Raw genomic sequence first — 17,171 nt, 5'->3', positions numbered from 1 at the left:
TCAATTCCAGAAGGTCAGGACAATATTCGTGGTAGCCAGAGAGCGATTTCTGGGAAGATGAGCATCAGCATGACGGCTCCGAGGTAGACAAGGAGGAAGGGCATGACGCCCACGAAGACATCTGTGATGGGTCCTGCCTTGGGTCGCATACCCTGGAGCACATACATGACGGTTCCATCTGGCGGGCTGATCTGTGCGATCTCGACGAGCATGGTCACGATCACGCCGAACCAGATGGGATCGTAGCCCAGGGCCACGACCACCGGGAAGATGACCGGCACGGTGGTGATGATCATGGAGAAGCCCTCCATGAAGGTGCCGAGCGCGAAGTACAGCCCGATGATGCAGAGCATGATGGCCCAGGGCGGCAGCGGCAGGTCGGAGATGAGTGCGGCCAGCGCCTGGGGCACGTTGATGGTCGTCAGGATGTAGTTCAGCAGATAGGCGCCGAAGATGATCAGCCCCAGCAGCGCGGTGTTGCGCGCCGTGGCCTCGGCCGAGGCGTGCAGCATCCGCAGGGTCAGCTTGCGCTCGAGGGCCGCGAAGAACATCGCGCCCGTGACGCCCAGGGCCGCGGCCTCGGTCGGCGTCGCCCAGCCGGCATAGATGGAGCCCAGGACGAGCACGATCAGCAGCACCGTGGGGATCAGGTCGCGCAGCGCGCGGATCTTCATGCCCAGCGGCAGCTTGGGCGGCTTTTCCATCGGGTTGCGGTGGCCGTGCCAGGCGATCAGCGCCAGGAACATCCCCGTCACCAGGATCGAGGGCAGCAGGGCCGCGATATAGAGCGCGCCCACCGAGGTCTCGGTGATCAGGCCGTAGATGATGAAGGTGATGCCCGGGGGAATCAGGTTGCCCAGCGCGCCGCCGGCCGCCAGCGAGCCCAGCACCCAACGCTGGTTGTACTTGGTGCCCTGGAAGAAGGGCAGCGCGACCGAGCCCATGGTGGCGGCGGTGGCGACGCTCGATCCGCTGATGGCGCTGAACACCGCGCAGCTGACGATATTGGTGTGCAGCAGCCCGCCCGGCAGGCGGTTCAGCCAGACGTTGAGCGCGCGGTACAATCGGTCCGACAGGCCCGCGCGCAGCAGGATCTCGCCCATCAGCAGGAAGAGCGGCACCGCGACGAGCACGAAGTTGGAGGACGGCCCCCAGAGCGTCTGTCCGGCGAAGTTCCACCAGGGGCGGTCGCTGAACAGGAAGCCGGTGAGGAAGGCGAGCACGCCGAGCACGGCGGCGATATAGACGCCCGATCCGAAGAAGACGACGAAGATGCCGATCAGCATCAGGATCTCGGCGATGGGCAGGGCCTGCGCCCCCGAGGCCGCGGCGAAGAGGACGACGCCGAGCAGTCCGAGCAGGAAAACGATTGCGATCAAGTCGTGGAGCCCTCGCGTGCCATGGCGACAGCCTCGAGGGCTTCCTCCGCCTCGTCGTCGATCGTGCGCGAGCCGAGCAGCCGGTCGAGCTGTTCGGGCTGGCCGAGCAGGAGGGCGAGCGTGCCCTCCAGCATCAGCACCAGCGTCATCGCCAGGAAGGCGGTGATGCCGACGGCCCAGAGGCCTTGCGGGATCACCATGGGCACCCGCAGGGCCGAATTGTCATGGGCGTCGAAGAGCGCGCTTTCGTCCACCAGCTCCCAGGCGACCCAGGCGGTGAAGGCCGCGAAGGCGATGAGCAGCGCCAGCGAGAAGAGGTGCAGCGGCGCGCGCAGGCGCAGCGGCATGCGCGTCACCAGCACGTCGACGCGGATATGCGCGCGGCAGGCCAGGGTATGGGCCAGCGCCCAGGCGATGCCGCAGGCGAGCATGTAGCCGGTGATCTCCACGGTCGCGGCCGAGGAGACGCCGAAGACGTTGCGGCCGACGATGTCGCCGGTGATGAAGAGGGCGCAGGCGACGTAGTTCCAGCCCGCGACCCAGGCCATGAACGCCGCCACCGCCGTGGCGCCGCGGCGGAGCTGCGTGGCGAAGCGCAGCACGCTCAGCCGCCGAACCGCACGCCCGAGAGGGGAGCGATCACCTGGTTGTAGATCTCGCCGCAGCGCGCGCCGCAGCGGCGCACGAAGCCGGGCAGCACGACCTGCTGGAAGATGCGCCGCGTCTCGGCCTTGTCGGCGTCACTGGCCTTGACCTCGGTCATGGGGCGCGCGGCCAGGGTGTGGATGCGGCAGTTGTCGCGATTGCCCGTGGCGCAGTCGATGCCGTCGCGCGTCCCCGTGGCGCCGAGCTCCCATTGCGCGTCGCTGAGCTGGCGGAAGGTCGCCTCGATGAGCTCGCGCACCGGCGGCTCCAGGCGGTTGAACCAGTTGAGGTTCACGATATAGGCGGCGACGGCCCAGCTGACCGGCAGGTCGCTGATATGGGTCGAGACCTCGGGCCAGCGGGCGGCGACGCCCGAGCCGGAGCCGGTGATGGCGCAATCCACCACGCCGCGCTCCAGGGCCGAATAGACCTCGGGGAAGCCGATGGAGGTCGGCTGGGCGCCGAGGGCGGCGTAGAAATCGACGAGGCTGTTGCCGAAGGTGCGGACGCGCCGCCCGCGCAGATCGGCCATCGTGGCGAAGGGCGTGCGGCAGAAGAGCACCTGCGCGGGGAAGGGGAACATCGCCATGATGCGGACGCCGAAGCGCTCCAGGTCGCGATTGGCGACGGGCGTCATGGCGTCGGCGATGCGACGGGCCAGGCCGATATCGGGCGCGAGGCCGGCGAGGTCCACGCCGTCGAGGATGGGCACGTCGCCCGAGAGGGTGGAGAGGGTGCCGGCGCCGATCTCGGCCTGGCCGGAGCGAACCAGCCGGACGATCTCGTTGCCCGAGAGGTTCCGCTCGGCATGGCTCGCCAGCGTCATCTCGATGCGACCGCCGCTGCGCTCGCGCAGGCCGTCACGCAAAATGCGCTGGTCGAGCACGTATTGCGGCTGCGTGGGCAAGGGCTGCGTCACCGCCGTGATCGCAACACGAGGGCCGGGCGGAATGGTCTGCGCCAGGGCTGGAGCAGCGAGGGCCACGATACCGAGCATCGCAGCCAGACCAGTGCGGAACATGGGACATTCTCCAATTCGAGCGACCGCAGCATGGCACGGTCCCGCAAATCGCATAGCCCACCCTCGCCGATGGTTCCCGCGCTTACTCCCCTCCCTGCCTCGCCAACCGGCAATTGCCGGGCGTCATGCCCAAGGGTTGCGCTTGGCGGGAGCGGTCCAGGGCGAGCTCCCCTGCGCCGCGGGCGGCGGAATCGCCATCGGCGCGCCGCCCGTCATGGCCATCAGACGGGCGATGCGCTCTTCCGTCGGCGGGTGGGTGGCGAAGAGGCGATCCAGCCGCAGGCCCGAAAGCGGGTTGATGATGAACATATGGGCGCTGCCCGGATTGGCCTCGGCCGTCTCGTTCACATGGCCGGCCTTGCCGCGCTCCAGCTTGGCGAGGCCATTGGCGAGCCAGGCCGGGTTGCCGCAGATGCGCGCCCCTTCGGCATCCGCCTCGAATTCCCGCGCCCTGCTGATGGCCATCTGCACGAGGCCGGCCGCCATCGGCCCGAGGATCATGAGCAGGATCCCGCCGATAAGGCCCGGTCCGCCCCGCTGGTCGCCACGCCCGCGCGCGATCATGCCGAACTGGGTGAGGAAGCCGATGGCGCCGGCCAGCGTCGCCGTCACCGCCATGAGGAGCGTGTCGCGATGCTTGATATGCGCGAGCTCATGGGCGACGACGCCCGCCACCTCCTGCTCGGTCATGAGGTCGAGCAGGCCGGTGTTCACGGCGACGGCGCCCCTCGCGGGGCTGCGGCCGGTGGCGAAGGCGTTGGGCTGATCCTCGTGGATGACGTAGAGCGCGGGCATGGGCAGGCCCGCGCGCGCCGCCAGCCCCTCCACCATCCGGTAGAGCTGCGGCGCCTCGGCGGGCGTCACCGGCTGGGCGTTGTGCATGCGCAGCACCATGCGGTCGCTGCCCCACCAGGCGAAGAGGTTCATGCCCGCCGCGATGACCAGCGCGATGGTCGCGCCGCCCGAGCCGCCGAGCATGTAACCGACCGCCATGAAGACCGCGGTGAGCCCCGCCAGCAGAATGAATGTCCTGAGCATCTTCCGTTATCGCTCCTTTCGCCCCAAATCGGGAGGATGACCGAGGACGAAAAGCCCCCTACCCCCGCAGCAACGCCGCGAACCGCGCCACCGTTGACCAAGTTCGACCGGCCCAAGCGCCCCTATTCCTCGCCCGCCAGCGAGGATGGCGGCCCTGCCGGCCCCGAGCCCACACGCTATAATGACTGGGAACGCAAAGGCCGCGTCAGCGATTTCTGAGCACGGACGGCCGAATTTCCGAGGGAGATGATCATGGGTCCGCATATCCAGGCCTTCTTCGATCCGGCGACGAATACGGTGAGCTACCTCCTCGGCGATCCCGTCACGCGCGAGGCCGCCGTCATCGATCCCGTGCTCGACTGGGATCACCGGGCCGGCACGGCCGATACGCGTTCGGCCGAGGCGATCCTGGCGGCAGCCGATTCCGACGGGTGGCGGATCACCCATATCCTCGAGACCCATGTGCATGCGGACCATCTCTCCGCCGCGCCCTTCCTCAAGGCGCGCACGGGCGCGCCGATCGGCATCGGCTCGCGGATCACCGAGGTGCAGCGGATCTTCCGGCCGGTCTTCAACCTGGAGGGCATCGCGCCCGAAGGCGGCGATTTCGACCTGCTCTTCACGGATGGCGCGCGGCTGCGGATCGGCATGCTCGAGGTGGAGGCGATGCACCTGCCCGGCCATACGCCGGCCTGCGTCGCCTATCATGTGCGCGGCGGCAATGCGGAGGCGTCCGGCGACGTCTTCGTCGGCGACACGCTCTTCATGCACGACTACGGCACCGCGCGCTGCGACTTCCCCGGCGGCGATGCGCGCACGCTGTTCCGCTCCATCCAGCGCCTGCTGGCCCTGCCGGCCGAGACCCGGCTGTGGATGTGCCACGACTACAAGGCACCGGGCCGCGACAGCTTCGCCTGGCGGAGCACCGTTGCCGAGCAGCGCCAGCACAACCCGCATGTGAAGGACGGCCAGACGGAGGAGGAATTCGTCGCCTTCCGCACGACGCGCGACGCCACGCTTCCCGCGCCGACGCTGCTGCTGCCCTCGATCCAGGTGAACGTCCGTGCCGGACGCTTTCCGCCGGCCGAGAGCAACGGCGTGCGCTACCTGAAGGTGCCGGTCACCGCGACGGCAGCGGCCGTACTGGATTAGCTTCGCGTCGCGGCGCTATTCGAAGTCCACGCCGCCCTTGGCCTCATGACGGCGAGCCCAGAGATTGATCGGGCGCAGCACAACGTTCACGCCGAGCACGATCAGAGTGACCATCAGGGCGGAGACAATCTCGCGCGCCCCCGCCGCGGCGCCGGCGGCAGCCACGCACCAGAGCGTCGCCGCCGTGGAGACGCCACGCACGGTTGGCCCGTCCTTCATGATCAGGCCGGCGCCAAGAAAGCCCACGCCCTGGGCGATGGCGCCAAAGCCATTGGCCCAGTTCGAACTGTCGGCGCGCGTCACGACAAGATCGGAAAAGGCCGCCGCCGCCACGCAGACCAGAACGCAGACGCGCAGTTGCCCACGATGGCCGCGTATTTCGCGCTCGGTGCCGATCAGCAACCCGCAAAGGCAGGCGATGGGGAGCACGACAGCGGTGGGATCGCTTTCCAGAACCCGGAAAACCCAATCGAACATCGCCACTCCCCTCGCGACTTACACGTTGAAGCGGAAAAGCATCACGTCGCCGTCGCGCACGATATAGGTCTTGCCCTCGACGCGCATCTTGCCGGCTTCCTTGGCGCCCTGTTCGCCCTTGTAGGCGATGTAGTCGTCATAGCCGATGGTCTCGGCCGCGATGAAGCCGCGCTCGAAATCGCCATGGATCACGCCGGCGGCCTGGGGCGCGGTCATGCCCTTGGTGATGGTCCAGGCCCGCGTCTCCTTGGGGCCCACCGTGAAATAGGTGATGAGGCCGAGCAGGTCGTGGCCGGCGCGAATGACGCGGTCCAGGCCGCTATCCGCCAGGCCCAGCGTCTCCAGGAACTCGCCGCGATCGGCCTCGGCCATCTGGGCGATCTCGGCCTCGATGGCGGCGCTGACGATCACGGCGCGCGCGCCCTCGGCCTTGGCGAAGGCCATCACGCGCTCGCTATGCGCATTGCCGGTGGCGGACGAGCCCTCTTCCACGTTGCAGACGTACAGCACGGGCTTGCTCGTCATCAGGCCGAACTTCGAGACGGCCTCCTCCTCGCCTTTGGGCACGGCGGTGCGCGCGGCGCGGCCGGCCTGCAGGGCGGCCAGGATGGGCTCCATCAGCGCGAGCTGCGCGGCGGCTTCCTTGTCGTTGCCGCGGGCCTTCTTCTGCAGCGCGGGGACGCGCTTCTCCAGGCTGTCGAGGTCGGCCAGCATGAGCTCGGTCTCGACCGTCTCGGCGTCGCGGATGGGATCCACCGCGCCGTCCACATGGGTGACGTCGCCATCCTCGAAGCAGCGGAGCACATGCACGATGGCATCCACCTCGCGGATATTGCCCAGGAACTGGTTGCCCAGCCCCTCACCCTTGGAGGCACCGCGGACCAGGCCCGCGATGTCCACGAATTCCAGGCTGGTCGGGATGATCTTCTGGCTCTTGCCGATGGTGGCCAGCTGCTGCAGGCGCGGATCGGGCACCGCCACGCGGCCCACATTGGGCTCGATGGTGCAGAAGGGATAATTCGCCGCCTGCGCCGCGACGGTCTGCGTCAGCGCGTTGAAAAGGGTGGACTTGCCCACGTTGGGCAGGCCGACGATGCCGCAGTTGAAACCCATGTTCTTCGTCCGATCAGGCGTTGAGCGCGGCAGCCAGTTCGTGCACGCGGATGGAGGCGGCGATGCGCGCGGAGGCGTCGTCCGTCGGCAGGGAAAGGGCGGCGGCGCGCAGCTGCGGCACCAGCACCCTGGGCGGCAGGCCGGCGCGCTTCGTGGCGGCGGCGAGTGCCGTGGCGATCTCGGCGACGGTGCCGCCGGGGGCCAGGATATCGGCCGCCTCCAGCAGCAGCGCGGCGCGGCTGGCGGCCTCGGTGGCGGCAGCGGCAATCGACTTCGCGCGGCGGATGTCGCTGATGGGACCGGCATCGGTCGCGCTGGGCAGGCAGGCGCGCAGGCCGCCGGCGGCCTGGGCCTCTACGGCGGCGAACTGGCGCAGCGCCTGGGCGATGGCGGCCGCCGCGTTGAGCAGGTCCTCGGGGCCGGGGCCGCCGAAGAACTCGTCTACCTCCATGGGCTCCATCACTTGCTCTCTTGGGTGAGCAGCGCCACCCGCGTCATGAAATCCTCGGGCTTGCCCTGGGCGAGCATGGGCGCCGCATCGGCCAGAGCATCGAGCAGCGGCTCCACCCAGTCGTCCACCTTGGCGAAATTGCCGAGCACGTGGCCCGTCACGCGGTCCTTGTGGCCCGGATGGCCGATGCCGAGGCGGATGCGTCCGTAATCGGGGGTGGCCATGGCGCGCTGCATGTCGCGCAGCCCGTTATGGCCGGCCGCGCCGCCGCCCTTCTTCACCTTGACCTTGCCCGGCGCGAGATCGAGCTCGTCATGCCAGGCCCAGATGTCTGAGGCGGGAATCTTGTGGAAGCCGGCGGCGGCCTGAACCGCATCGCCGCTGGCATTCATATAGGTCATGGGCTTGAGGAGGAGGATCTTCTGGCCCCCGAGGGAGCCTTCGGATACCTCGCCCTTGAATTTGGACCGCCACGGGGAAAACCCGTGGCGGCGTGCGATGGCGTCGAGCGCCATGAAGCCAATGTTGTGCCGCTGCTTCGCGTGCTCCGACCCGGGATTGCCGAGTCCCACCCAAAGCAGCATGGCCCAACCCTTACTTCTTCAGCCTTACTTCTTCTTCGCAGGGCCCTTGGTGGACGTCGAGCCCGCGCCGGGCGGGTTCTTCTGCTTGGCGGCCTCGGGCGCGGCGGGAACGCCGATCGGGGCGTCCTCGACCACGGTCGGGGCGGCCACGGTCGCGACGACGAAGTCACGGTCCGCGATCACGGGCTTGGTGCCGCTGGCGTCCTTCACGGCGGACCAGCGAAGGCTGTCACCGATCTTGGCTTCGGCCAGATCGATCTCAAACTTCTCCGGCACCGCATCGGGATCGGCCAGCACTTCGACTTCGCGACGGACGACGTTCAGCACGCCACCGGCCTTCAGACCCGGGGAGGTTTCCTCGTTGAGGAAGGCCACCGGAACCTTCACGCGGATGCGCGCGCCAGCGGCAAGGCGCTGGAAGTCGATGTGCAGGGGACGATCCGTCACGGGATCGAACTGAATGTCGCGCATCAGGGCGCGCTCGGTCGGGCCGTCCTTGACCGCAACCTCGTACAGGTGCGACTGCCAGCCGCCCTTGTGCAATTCCTTCATGATGTCGCGGGGATCGAAGGCGACCAGGGTGGCCTCCTGCTTCGCCCCATAGACAACACCGGGGACAAGCCCCTCTCGCCGGGTCGCACGCGCCGCCCCCTTACCGGAACGCCCGCGCGCCGCAGCCTCGATCCTGATCGTTTGGACCATGCTACTCGCTCCTATTGGGTGTGTTCGCTTCCGCACATGCGGAAACCGGTGGCCTCCAGGGGTGCCACCTTGCCGCGGTGTCTAGGGGATCGGGGTTGGGTCGCCAAGCCCCGAAATGGACATGCCTCTGCCGCTTGGCTCAGGCGGCGGCGCGGGCGCCGGGCACGCCGCGCACCCGCCCGCCCGGCAGCGCGCCGGGAATCGCCGCGGCCATGTCCGCCGCCGCGATCAGCCGCGGCCAGTTCATCCCCGTCTCGACTCCCATGCGGCCGAACATCCAGACCGCATCCTCCATGGCCGTGTTACCCGTGGCGCCCGGCGCATAGGGGCAGCCGCCGATTCCGCCCGAGCCCGCATCGAAGACCCGGCAGCCGGCCTCCCAGGCGGCGGCCATGTTGACGAGACCCATGCCGTAGGTGTCATGCCCGTGGAAGGCGAAACGCGAACCCCAGTTCTCGACGGAATGGCGCATCAGCCGGCCCACCTGGTCGGGCGCGGCATTGCCGGTGGTGTCGCAGAGCGCGACCTCCATCTCGGGATTCAGCTCCTGGACGCGCTCCACCCATTCCAGCGCCTCGGCCTCGGGCACCACGCCCTCGAAGGGGCAATGGAAGGTGCAGGAGAGGTTGAAGCGGATCTTCATCCCCTTGGGCGTGTCGCGGACGATGGCCGCCAGATCGGTGAAGCTCTCCATCCGCGTGCGATTGAGATTGGCCTTGTTGTGCCCCTCGGTCAGCGACATGAAGAGGCCGAGGCGATCCGCGCCCGAGGCCACGGCCGTCTCGAAGCCGCGGCGGTTGGGCACCAGCACGGTGCATTCCAGGCCCTCGAGCTGCTTGGCCACCTTCAGCACCTCGCCCGTATCGGCCATCTGCGGAATCGCGCGGGGACTGACGAAGCTGCCCACCTCCATCCGCGTGACGCCGGCCTCGTGCAGCGCACGGACCAGGGCGATCTTCGTCTCGGTCGGGACGAAGTTCGTGATCGGCTGCAGCCCGTCGCGCGGACTGACCTCGGAAAGCGTGACCTTCATCGGGTTTCCCCCAGAATTTCGTGAAAGACGTGATCGTTGTCGGCGCCGGCGGCGCGTCCCGTCCAACGGACCATGTCCGAGGGCGCGACGCCATCCAGCCGGAAGGGCGGCGCGGGGTGCAGCACGGGGCCGAGCAGCGGGTCCTGCACCTCCATCACCATCTCGCGGGCGCGGAAATGCGGGTCGGCGGCGCAGTCGGCGATGTCGTAGAGGCGCGAGCAGGGTACCTCGGCCGCGTCCAGCGCGGCTTCGGCCGCGACGGCCGGCAGCGTCTTCGTCCAGGCGGCGATGGCGGCGTCCAGCTCGGCGGCATGGGCGCAGCGGCCGCCATTGGTCGCCATGCGCGGATCGGCGGCGATGTCGGCGCGGCCGATCATCGCCATGAGCCGGCGGAAGATCAGGTCCGAATTGCCGGCGATGCAGAGCCATTTCCCATCGGCGCAGAGATAGGTGTTGGTGGGCGCGGCCGTGGTGATCGCCGCGCCGGCCGGCTGGCGCACCCAGCCGAAGAGGCCGTGCTCGGGCAGCATGCCCTCGCTGAGGCTGAAGACGCTGCTCACCAGGTCGAGGTCGAGCACGCGGCCCTTCTGGCCCTTCGTGTCCCGTCCCCAGCAGGCGGAGACCAGCGTCATCGCCGCATACATCCCGGCCAGGTCGTCGCTGATGGAGACGCCGCAGCGCGGCGGCGGATGGTCGGTCACGCCCGGATGCGCGGTCAGGTGGCGCAGCCCGCCCATCGCCTCGCCGATCGCGCCGAAGGCCGGCTTGTCGCGATAGGGGCCGTCCTGGCCGTAGCCGCTGATGCGCGCGATCACGAGGCCGGGATTTTCGGCATGGAGAACCTCCGGGCCCAGGCCGATCCGCTCCAGATAGCCGGGGCGGAAATTCTCGACCATGGCGTCGGCGCGGGCGCAGAGCGCCTTCACGCGGCGCTTGCCCTCCTCGCTCTTCAGGTCGAGCGTGACGGAGAGCTTGTTGCGGCCATGCACGCTGAACCAGACGGAATGCCCGTCCTTCTGCGCGCCCCAGCCGCGGAAGGGATCGCCGCCCGGCGGCTCGACCTTGATGACCTCCGCGCCGAGATCGGCGAGCAGCCGCGTGCAGAAGGGAGCGGCGATGTAATGGCCGAGCTCCACGATCTTCATTCCCTGCAGCGGCAGCATGCGTCTTCCCCCGGTGATCCAGCCTGGATAGCGAAAAGCGGGGATGGGCGGAACCTCGGGCGGATTTTCTCCACGGCACTAACGCGCCGTTAAGCCAGGGCGGCGATCCTTCTCCTCGGGAGCTGTCCCCCGACCCCTCCCAACTCCCAAGGATCGCCGCCGAAGGTTTCCTGGCCCGGCGGCCTCCCACCTTCAGGGGGCGGATGCCCGCATCCGCCCCCTGCTTTTCGTGCGCGGTGGCATGGGCCAAGCTGGGCCTTCCAAGCACGAGAGATTCCCGATGGATGACGCGACCCTGGCGGCCCTGATCCGCGCCGCAGGCCTGGATGAAACCGCGCGCGCCTATCCGGACGACGTTCGCGACGCGGTGGCCACCGTCCTGCGGCAGCGCGCCGGCCTTCCCCGCACCAGCGATCCGACGCTGGAGCCCACCCCTGCCCACCGGGCGCCCGTCGCCCAGGAAGCGGGCCGATGAGCGCGCCGCATCAGCTCAGCCTCGCCGAGGCCGGTCGTCAGATCGCCGAGCGCAAGCTGTCGCCAGTGGAATTGCTGGAGGATTGCCTGGCGCGCATCGCCGCGCACGACCCGCGGCTCAACGCCTTCATCCGCCTGACCGAAGTGGAGGCCCGCGCCGGCGCCAAGGCCGCCGAGGCCGAGATCATGCGCAACGGCCCGCGCTCGCCGTTGCATGGCATCCCCATCGGCATCAAGGACATCATCGACCTCGCGGGCCATCCCACGACCTGCCATTCGAAGCAGCGGCTGGACCACAAGGCCGATCGCGACGCCGCCGTCGTGGCCCTGCTGCGCGAGGCCGGCGCCGTCTTCCCCGGCAAGCTCTCGACGCATGAATTCGCGATCGGCGGCCCGGCCTTCGATCTCCCCTTCCCGCCCGCGCGCAATCCCTGGAACCGGGCGCATCACCCGGGCGGCTCCTCCTCGGGGTCCGGCGCGGCCGTGGGAGCACGGATGCTGCCTGCAGCCCTCGGCACCGATACCGGCGGCAGCGTGCGCCATCCGGCCTCGCATTGCGGCATCGTGGGGCTGAAGCCGAGCTATGAGCTGGTCTCGCGCGAGGGCGTCTTCCCCCTCGCCTTCTCGCTCGACCATGTCGGCCCGCTGACGCGCACGGTCGAGGATGCGGCGCTGATGCTCAACGTCATGACCGGCGGGCGCGAGGACTATACCCGCGACCTCGGTCAGGGGCTGAAGGGCCTGCGCATCGGCTTCGTGCGCCATTTCCACGAGACCGACATGCCGGCGGAAGCCGAGATGGCGGCCGCGCTGGAGGCCGCGGCCAAGGTCATGGAGGCCGAGGGCGCCACGATCCGCACGATCACCTTGCCCCCGCTCAGCGAATTCGCCGCCGTGAACCGCACCATCCTCCAATCCGAGGCGGCGGTGGTGCACGAGGAATGGCTGAAGACCCGACCGGATTACTATGCGGGCGTGACCCGGCGCCGCCTGCTGCCCGGCCTCTTCATCCCGGCCGTGGACCTGATGCACGCCGCGCGGCATCGCACGAAGCTCATCGCCGCCGTCGAGGCCGCCTTCGCCGAGGTGGACCTGCTGCTGACCGCCAGCAGCATGGATCCCGCCTGCCGCATCGACGACGTCGAGACGGTGGAGCGCACCTATCCGCGCCAGGCGCGCACGCCCTTCAACGTGACGGGCCATCCCGCGGTGACGCTGATGTCCGGACTGTCCTCCGGCGGGCTTCCGCTGTCGCTGCAGCTGGCCAGCCCCTCCTTCACCGAGGCGCGGCTGCTGCGCGCGGCGCAGGGCTATGAACGGGCCGCGCCCTGGAAGGACATGGCGCCGCCGCTCGATGGCTGAGGCCCTGGTGCCGCCCGGCGGCGTCGTCGCCGTCGGGCTCAGGAGCGAGGCGGCGCTGCTGCCTTCGGGCACGCGCGTCGTGATCTCGGGCGGCAATCCCGCCCGCCTGGCCGCGCTGCTGGAGGCGCTGCCCGGCGACGTGACCGCCGTGCTCTCCTTCGGCATCGCGGGCGGGCTCGCGTCCTCGGTTTCGACGGGCGACCTCTTCGTCGCAACGGCACTGCGCTCGATGGCGGGGAGCCTTCCCGTCGATGCGGAGTGGCGCGCGGCCCTGGTCCGGCGGACTTCGGCGGCCTCGGCCATCCTGGCGGCCAGCGATACGCTGCTCGCCTCGGTGGAGGCCAAGCGCGCCCTGCACCGCGCGACCCGCGCGGCGGCGGTGGACATGGAGAGTGGCGTCGCCGCGCGCTTCGCCCTGGCGCGGGGCATCCCCTTCGCGGCGCTGCGAGTCGTGGCCGACGGCCCCGAGGACGTGCTGCCCCAGGCGGCGGCGGTGGGCCTCCGTCCGGACGGCTCGCCCGCCGTGCTGCGCGTGCTGCTGTCCCTGACACGCCGGCCATGGGAATTGCCGGCGCTGATCCGCCTCGGCAAGGTCAGCGCCAAGGCCCATGCGGCGCTGGGGCGGGCGATCGCCTGATCCCTTGCCGGCCGGCCCGCGCCAGCCTACTGCCGAAACGAACACCCGGAGGAAACAACCATGCACCGTCGCGCGCTGCTCGCCGCTGTCGCCACATCGGGCCTCGCCGCGCCCGCCATCGCCCAGGAATGGCCCGGCGCCCCCGTGCGCGGCATCGTTCCCTTCGCCGCCGGCAGCGCCACCGACATCGTCGCGCGCCTCTTCTCCGAGCGCATGCGCGAGACGCTGGGACAGCCCGTGGTGATCGAGAACCGCGCCGGGGCCTCGGGGCTCATCGGCGCGGAATCCGTGGCCCGCGCGACACCGGACGGGCTGACGCTGCTCTTCGGCACCAATTCGACCAATGCCGCCGCCAATGCCCTGTTCCGCCGCGTGCCCTTCGACATGGAGCGCGACTTCGCCTTCGTCTCGCTGCTGGCCTCGGTGCCGCTGCTCGTCGCCGTGTCGCAGAACAGCCCGCATCGGACGCTGAACGATCTGCTGGCCGCCGCCCGCGCGCGGCCCGAGGCCGTCTCCTACGCCTCCGCCTCCGCCTCGCAGCGCGTGGCGACGGAGATGCTGGCCTCCATGGCGGGCGTGCGCATGCTGCACGTGCCCTACCGCTCCTCGCCGCTCGCCGTGCAGGATCTGATCGCCGGGCGCGTGGACGTCTTCGTGGCCGACCAGGCGGTGATCCTGCCGGCGGCCCAGGGCGGACAGCTGCGCGTGCTGGGAGCCACAACCAAGACGCGCTCGCCGCAGCTTCCGGAGGTGCCGACGGTGGCCGAGGCGGCCAGCCTGCCCGCCTACGAGCTCTTCGCCTGGTTCGTGATGGCCGTGCCGGCGGCGACGCCCGCGCCGGCCATCGCGCGGCTCAACGCCGCCGTGCGCCAGGCCGCCGCGAGCCCGGAACTGCGCCAGCGCCTCGGCGACACCCTGGGCATGGCGGTCACGCCCTCCTCACCGGAAGAGGCGGCCGCCTTCGTCCGCAGCGAGACCGTGAAGTGGACGAATGCGATCCGCGCGGCCGGGATCGAGCCCGAATAGGCGCTTCACTCGGCCCGGATGTCCCGCTCGCGGATGAGCCGGGTGTAGACCTCCGTCTGCTCCGTCAGCCAGCTCGCGAAGGCGTCCGGTCCGTCGGTGCGCGGCGTGGCGCCGAGCTCGGCGATCCGCGTGGCGATCAGGGGCTGGGCCAGCGCGTCGCGCATCGCGGCGTGCAGGCGGTTGATGAGGACGGGCGGCGTGCCGGCGGAGACGAGTGCGCCCTGCCAGGTTCCGGCATCGGCGCCCGGCCAGCCCAGCTCCCGGAAGGTCGGCACCTGCGGCAGGGTGGCGAAGCGGTTCGCGCCCGTCACGGCCACGGCCCGCATCTGGCCGTTCGTCGCGAAAGGCAGGGACTGCGTGGCGCCCGCCAGGGTGAAGCTCGCCTCGCCCGTGCTGACGGCGAGCAGCGCGGGCGCCCCGCCGCGATAGGGCACATGCGTGATCGGCGTGGCCCAGGCGTTCTCCAGCATGACGGCGGTGAGATGCGAGGCGGTCCCGGTGCCGGAATTCGCCGCGTTCAGCGTATTGGGATGCGCCTTGGCATGGGCGACGAGCCCCGCCGCGTCGCGGATCGGCAGGTTGTTGGCCACGCCCAGGATATAGGGCGCGTAGATGACCATGCTGACAGGGGCGAGGTCCGAGGGCTTGTAGGACAGCCGCGGGAAGAGTGCCGGATTGGTCGCCAGCGTCGTCACATCCAGCAGCAGCACGGTGTGGCCGTCGGGCGGGCTCTTGGCCACGAAATCGCCGCCGATATTGCCGCCGGCGCCGGGCCGGTTCTCCACCACCACATTCTGGCCGAGGCTGCGCGTCAGCTCCGGCGCCATGAGCCGGGCGAGGATATCGCTGGTCCCGCCCGGCGCATTGGGGATGACGAAGCGGATGGTGTGGTCGAAGGTCTGGGCGCGCAGGGCCGGGGCCGCAAGCGGCGACGACGCGGCGCCCAAGGCGGCCCCCATTAGGAAACGACGATTCATTTTTGTTTTCTCCCTGCGTAACCCTAACCCGTCCGTCAGGCTGCGGCAGCTGTTTTTCCTGCTTCGGCGAGGGAACGGCCCAGCCGCTCCAGCAACAGGTCGATGTCGCGCAGGTCCTCCGGCGTCAGCCGGGGCCCGGGCTGGCGCATGGCCCCGCTGCGGATGGCGCCGCGCCGGCGCAGCACCTCCTTGCGCGCGGCCACACCCCAGAAGCCCTGGCCTTCGTAGTTCAGCAGCGGCAGATAGCGGTCGAAGACGTCGCGCGCCGCCTCGCGCTGGCCCGAGGCATGCAGGCGATACACCTCCGACAGCATCTCGGGATGGGAGAAGCCGGCCATGGGGCCGTCCGCGCCATGGTCCATCTCCGTCGGCAGATAAAGCGCGTTATTGCCCGTCAGGATCGCCACGCGCCGGCCCTGCGAGGCGCGCAGGCGGGAGATCTTGGCAGGGCTCGGGATGTCCTCCGCCTTCACCACCTGGATCTGCGGGAAGGCCTCGATCAGCCGCAGCATCGACGGCACGGACATCCACACGCCGGTCGAGAAGGGGAAGTCCTGCAGCACGGTCGGCACCTGGCCGATGCGGCGGAACACGGCGTCGAAATAGCCGAAGAGCTCCTCCTCCGTGCGGGTACCGCCGGGCGGGGCGATCATCACCCCCGCCGCGCCGCGATCCATCACCCGCCCGGCCAGTTCGGCAAGGGCGGCCAGGCTCGGATTGCTGACGCCCACGATCACCGGATGGCCCTTCGCCCGCTGGATGAAGCGTTCGGCCACGGCCAGCGCCTCCTCCGCGCCGAGCTTGCCGCTCTCCCCGCTCACGCCCAGCACGGTCAGCCCATCGGCCCGATGGCGGAAGTAGAAATCGGTCAGCGTATCGATGCTGGGCAGATCCAGCGCGCCGTCCTCGGCGAAGGGCGTCTGGGCGATAATGTAGACGCCCTTGATGTGGTCGAGCATGTCCGTGTCCTCTTCTCAGCCTCTATGCGGGCGGTCGCACAACATTCTCCAACGGCGCGCCTCGCGCCAGCCTCCCGATGTTCTCGGCGATGAAGGCGTAGCGCCGCTCCATCAGCCCATGCGTCCAGCCGGCGACATGCGGCGTGGCGCGCAGGTTCGGCAGGGTTTGGAAGGGGAAGCGCGAGGGCGGGCATTCCGCCTCGCCCGGCTTGGGGTAGCGGTACCAGACGTCCACGGCGGCGCGGGCGATGCGACGGTCGCGCAGGGCCTCGAACAGCGCCTGCTCTTCCACAACCTCCGCGCGCGCGACGTTGATGAGCAGAGCGGAGGGCTTCATCGCGGCCAGCTCTGGCGCGCCGATCAGGCCGCGCGTGTTCTCGTCCAAGGGGCAGCAGAGGACGAGCACATCGGTCCCCGGCAATATCTCGTGCAGGCGCGTCACGGGGAGGCTGCGATCCGCCGCCGGATCGGGCTGGCCGCGACGGGTGAGGGCGGTGATGCGCAGGCCCAGCGCGCGGGCGCGCGTCGCGATCATGCGGCCGATATGGCCGAAGCCGACCAGGGTCATGCTCCGGCCGCTCGCTTCGCCATGGAAGGGCCGATCGGCGAGGACCGCCGGCCAGCTTCGGGAATCCAGTTGGGCCGGGAGCTTCGCCAGTTCCAGCACATGCTCCAGCACGGCGAAGACGGCGTATTCGGCGACGGGGATCTCGTGCTCGAAGACGTTGCAGGCGGTGCAGCCCGGCGGCAGCGCGGCCAGGGCGAGGCCGTCCAGCCCGGCGCTCGGCGTCTGGAGCAGGCGACATTCCAGCCGCGCCGCCTCGTCCGCGGTCACATGCGTGGAGACAAGGACGTCCGCCTGGATCGGTCCTTCCACCGGCAACTTCGGCATGGGCACGACCTCATAGCCCGGGCCGAGCAGTTCGCGCAGGCGCGCCGCCTGCGGAGCGTGCGCGCCGACGATGCGGATCAGCATCG

The 17,171-nt window shown here is 69.9% G+C and carries 20 protein-coding genes; 6 read left to right on the top strand and 14 right to left on the bottom strand.

What is annotated here, in order from left to right:
* Window positions 1-14: 14 nt before the first annotated feature.
* The 4 genes from ACO057_RS18375 to htpX form a co-directional block, all read right to left on the bottom strand.
* Window positions 15-1,379, bottom strand: a complete 1,365-nt coding sequence (locus ACO057_RS18375; RefSeq protein WP_421988607.1) for a TRAP transporter large permease — start codon at window positions 1,377-1,379, stop codon at window positions 15-17.
* Entirely contained in the window at window positions 1,376-1,981 is a 606-nt protein-coding gene (locus ACO057_RS18370) for a TRAP transporter small permease subunit (RefSeq protein WP_421988608.1), read from the bottom strand. The genes ACO057_RS18375 and ACO057_RS18370 overlap by 4 nt, the downstream gene beginning before the upstream one ends.
* 2 nt (window positions 1,982-1,983) lie before the next feature.
* Window positions 1,984-3,045, bottom strand: a complete 1,062-nt coding sequence (locus tag ACO057_RS18365) for a TRAP transporter substrate-binding protein (protein ID WP_421994142.1) — start codon at window positions 3,043-3,045, stop codon at window positions 1,984-1,986.
* Between the two features lie 123 nt (window positions 3,046-3,168).
* Window positions 3,169-4,083 (bottom strand): zinc metalloprotease HtpX, encoded by a 915-nt coding sequence (gene htpX, locus ACO057_RS18360; RefSeq protein ID WP_421994140.1) that lies wholly within the window; start codon window positions 4,081-4,083, stop codon window positions 3,169-3,171.
* 93 nt (window positions 4,084-4,176) lie between these two features.
* On the opposite strand from htpX, the gene ACO057_RS18355 reads away from it, so the two are divergent.
* Complete coding sequence (locus tag ACO057_RS18355) at window positions 4,177-4,302, top strand: DUF1674 domain-containing protein (RefSeq protein WP_421994138.1); 126 nt, start codon at window positions 4,177-4,179, stop codon at window positions 4,300-4,302.
* A 33-nt stretch (window positions 4,303-4,335) separates the two neighbouring features.
* Window positions 4,336-5,235 carry an MBL fold metallo-hydrolase gene (locus tag ACO057_RS18350; protein WP_421994136.1) on the top strand — a complete coding sequence of 300 codons (900 nt, stop codon included), beginning with the start codon at window positions 4,336-4,338 and terminating at the stop codon, window positions 5,233-5,235.
* Window positions 5,236-5,250: 15 nt separating this feature from the next.
* On the opposite strand, the gene ACO057_RS18345 is transcribed toward ACO057_RS18350, so the two are convergent.
* The 7 genes from ACO057_RS18345 to ACO057_RS18315 all read right to left on the bottom strand — a co-directional run bounded on the left by ACO057_RS18345 (window position 5,251) and on the right by ACO057_RS18315 (window position 10,758).
* The gene (locus ACO057_RS18345; protein WP_421994635.1) at window positions 5,251-5,712 is read right to left on the bottom strand and encodes an MgtC/SapB family protein; all 462 of its coding nucleotides are present in this window, start codon (window positions 5,710-5,712) and stop codon (window positions 5,251-5,253) included.
* A gap of 18 nt (window positions 5,713-5,730) precedes the next feature.
* The gene (gene ychF, locus ACO057_RS18340; protein ID WP_421994134.1) at window positions 5,731-6,825 is read right to left on the bottom strand and encodes a redox-regulated ATPase YchF; all 1,095 of its coding nucleotides are present in this window, start codon (window positions 6,823-6,825) and stop codon (window positions 5,731-5,733) included.
* Window positions 6,826-6,838: 13 nt separating this feature from the next.
* Window positions 6,839-7,288, bottom strand: a complete 450-nt coding sequence (locus ACO057_RS18335) for a hypothetical protein (protein ID WP_421994132.1) — start codon at window positions 7,286-7,288, stop codon at window positions 6,839-6,841.
* Window positions 7,285-7,860, bottom strand: coding sequence for an aminoacyl-tRNA hydrolase (pth, locus tag ACO057_RS18330; protein WP_421994130.1), 576 nt, complete (start codon window positions 7,858-7,860; stop codon window positions 7,285-7,287). Before pth ends, ACO057_RS18335 begins: the two co-directional genes overlap by 4 nt.
* Before the next feature lie 24 nt (window positions 7,861-7,884).
* On the bottom strand, window positions 7,885-8,562 hold the full coding sequence (locus ACO057_RS18325; RefSeq protein WP_421994128.1) for a 50S ribosomal protein L25/general stress protein Ctc: 678 nt from the start codon (window positions 8,560-8,562) through the stop codon (window positions 7,885-7,887).
* A 139-nt stretch (window positions 8,563-8,701) separates the two neighbouring features.
* The gene (locus ACO057_RS18320; RefSeq protein WP_421994126.1) at window positions 8,702-9,595 is read right to left on the bottom strand and encodes a hydroxymethylglutaryl-CoA lyase; all 894 of its coding nucleotides are present in this window, start codon (window positions 9,593-9,595) and stop codon (window positions 8,702-8,704) included.
* Complete coding sequence (locus ACO057_RS18315) at window positions 9,592-10,758, bottom strand: CaiB/BaiF CoA transferase family protein (RefSeq protein ID WP_421994125.1); 1,167 nt, start codon at window positions 10,756-10,758, stop codon at window positions 9,592-9,594. The genes ACO057_RS18320 and ACO057_RS18315 overlap by 4 nt, the downstream gene beginning before the upstream one ends.
* Before the next feature lie 280 nt (window positions 10,759-11,038).
* On the opposite strand from ACO057_RS18315, the gene ACO057_RS18310 reads away from it, so the two are divergent.
* The 4 genes from ACO057_RS18310 to ACO057_RS18295 are packed head-to-tail and all read left to right on the top strand — an operon-like array spanning window position 11,039 to window position 14,257.
* Complete coding sequence (locus ACO057_RS18310; RefSeq protein WP_421994123.1) at window positions 11,039-11,233, top strand: hypothetical protein; 195 nt, start codon at window positions 11,039-11,041, stop codon at window positions 11,231-11,233.
* The gene (locus tag ACO057_RS18305; RefSeq protein WP_421994121.1) at window positions 11,230-12,594 is read left to right on the top strand and encodes an amidase; all 1,365 of its coding nucleotides are present in this window, start codon (window positions 11,230-11,232) and stop codon (window positions 12,592-12,594) included. Before ACO057_RS18310 ends, ACO057_RS18305 begins: the two co-directional genes overlap by 4 nt.
* A complete protein-coding gene (locus ACO057_RS18300) occupies window positions 12,587-13,231 on the top strand; it encodes a hopanoid-associated phosphorylase (protein WP_421994119.1) in 645 nt (214 codons plus the stop codon). Before ACO057_RS18305 ends, ACO057_RS18300 begins: the two co-directional genes overlap by 8 nt.
* A 60-nt stretch (window positions 13,232-13,291) precedes the next feature.
* Window positions 13,292-14,257: a Bug family tripartite tricarboxylate transporter substrate binding protein gene (locus ACO057_RS18295; RefSeq protein ID WP_421994117.1), complete on the top strand. Its 966-nt coding sequence runs from the start codon at window positions 13,292-13,294 to the stop codon at window positions 14,255-14,257.
* 5 nt (window positions 14,258-14,262) lie between these two features.
* On the opposite strand, the gene ACO057_RS18290 is transcribed toward ACO057_RS18295, so the two are convergent.
* From ACO057_RS18290 to ACO057_RS18280, 3 genes are read right to left on the bottom strand one after another with little or no spacing between them, the layout of a single operon-like run.
* Window positions 14,263-15,234: a Bug family tripartite tricarboxylate transporter substrate binding protein gene (locus tag ACO057_RS18290; protein ID WP_421994115.1), complete on the bottom strand. Its 972-nt coding sequence runs from the start codon at window positions 15,232-15,234 to the stop codon at window positions 14,263-14,265.
* A gap of 35 nt (window positions 15,235-15,269) precedes the next feature.
* The gene (locus ACO057_RS18285) at window positions 15,270-16,193 is read right to left on the bottom strand and encodes a dihydrodipicolinate synthase family protein (protein WP_421994113.1); all 924 of its coding nucleotides are present in this window, start codon (window positions 16,191-16,193) and stop codon (window positions 15,270-15,272) included.
* A 22-nt stretch (window positions 16,194-16,215) separates the two neighbouring features.
* Entirely contained in the window at window positions 16,216-17,169 is a 954-nt protein-coding gene (locus ACO057_RS18280) for a 2-hydroxyacid dehydrogenase (protein WP_421994111.1), read from the bottom strand.
* Window positions 17,170-17,171 lie beyond the last annotated feature (2 nt).

The organism is Roseococcus sp., from assembly GCF_965227005.1.
In the GTDB taxonomy this organism is placed as follows: domain Bacteria; phylum Pseudomonadota; class Alphaproteobacteria; order Acetobacterales; family Acetobacteraceae; genus Roseococcus.
The sequence above is the reverse complement of the archived record's forward strand: the minus strand, read 5'-3'. Positions and strand labels throughout refer to the sequence as shown.

What these genes read in the sequence shown, in the direction of transcription:
- ACO057_RS18290 (WP_421994115.1), bottom strand. Translation starts at nt 15,234, where the DNA reads ATGAATCGTCGTTTCCTAATGGGGGCCGCCTTGGGCGCCGCGTCGTCG.
- ACO057_RS18325 (WP_421994128.1), bottom strand. Translation starts at nt 8,562, where the DNA reads ATGGTCCAAACGATCAGGATCGAGGCTGCGGCGCGCGGGCGTTCCGGT.
- ACO057_RS18310 (WP_421994123.1), top strand. Translation starts at nt 11,039, where the DNA reads ATGGATGACGCGACCCTGGCGGCCCTGATCCGCGCCGCAGGCCTGGAT.
- ACO057_RS18295 (WP_421994117.1), top strand. Translation starts at nt 13,292, where the DNA reads ATGCACCGTCGCGCGCTGCTCGCCGCTGTCGCCACATCGGGCCTCGCC.
- ACO057_RS18320 (WP_421994126.1), bottom strand. Translation starts at nt 9,595, where the DNA reads ATGAAGGTCACGCTTTCCGAGGTCAGTCCGCGCGACGGGCTGCAGCCG.
- ACO057_RS18315 (WP_421994125.1), bottom strand. Translation starts at nt 10,758, where the DNA reads ATGCTGCCGCTGCAGGGAATGAAGATCGTGGAGCTCGGCCATTACATC.
- ACO057_RS18365 (WP_421994142.1), bottom strand. Translation starts at nt 3,045, where the DNA reads ATGTTCCGCACTGGTCTGGCTGCGATGCTCGGTATCGTGGCCCTCGCT.
- ychF (WP_421994134.1), bottom strand. Translation starts at nt 6,825, where the DNA reads ATGGGTTTCAACTGCGGCATCGTCGGCCTGCCCAACGTGGGCAAGTCC.
- ACO057_RS18280 (WP_421994111.1), bottom strand. Translation starts at nt 17,169, where the DNA reads ATGCTGATCCGCATCGTCGGCGCGCACGCTCCGCAGGCGGCGCGCCTG.
- ACO057_RS18350 (WP_421994136.1), top strand. Translation starts at nt 4,336, where the DNA reads ATGGGTCCGCATATCCAGGCCTTCTTCGATCCGGCGACGAATACGGTG.
- htpX (WP_421994140.1), bottom strand. Translation starts at nt 4,083, where the DNA reads ATGCTCAGGACATTCATTCTGCTGGCGGGGCTCACCGCGGTCTTCATG.
- ACO057_RS18300 (WP_421994119.1), top strand. Translation starts at nt 12,587, where the DNA reads ATGGCTGAGGCCCTGGTGCCGCCCGGCGGCGTCGTCGCCGTCGGGCTC.
- ACO057_RS18285 (WP_421994113.1), bottom strand. Translation starts at nt 16,193, where the DNA reads ATGCTCGACCACATCAAGGGCGTCTACATTATCGCCCAGACGCCCTTC.
- ACO057_RS18345 (WP_421994635.1), bottom strand. Translation starts at nt 5,712, where the DNA reads ATGTTCGATTGGGTTTTCCGGGTTCTGGAAAGCGATCCCACCGCTGTC.
- ACO057_RS18305 (WP_421994121.1), top strand. Translation starts at nt 11,230, where the DNA reads ATGAGCGCGCCGCATCAGCTCAGCCTCGCCGAGGCCGGTCGTCAGATC.
- pth (WP_421994130.1), bottom strand. Translation starts at nt 7,860, where the DNA reads ATGCTGCTTTGGGTGGGACTCGGCAATCCCGGGTCGGAGCACGCGAAG.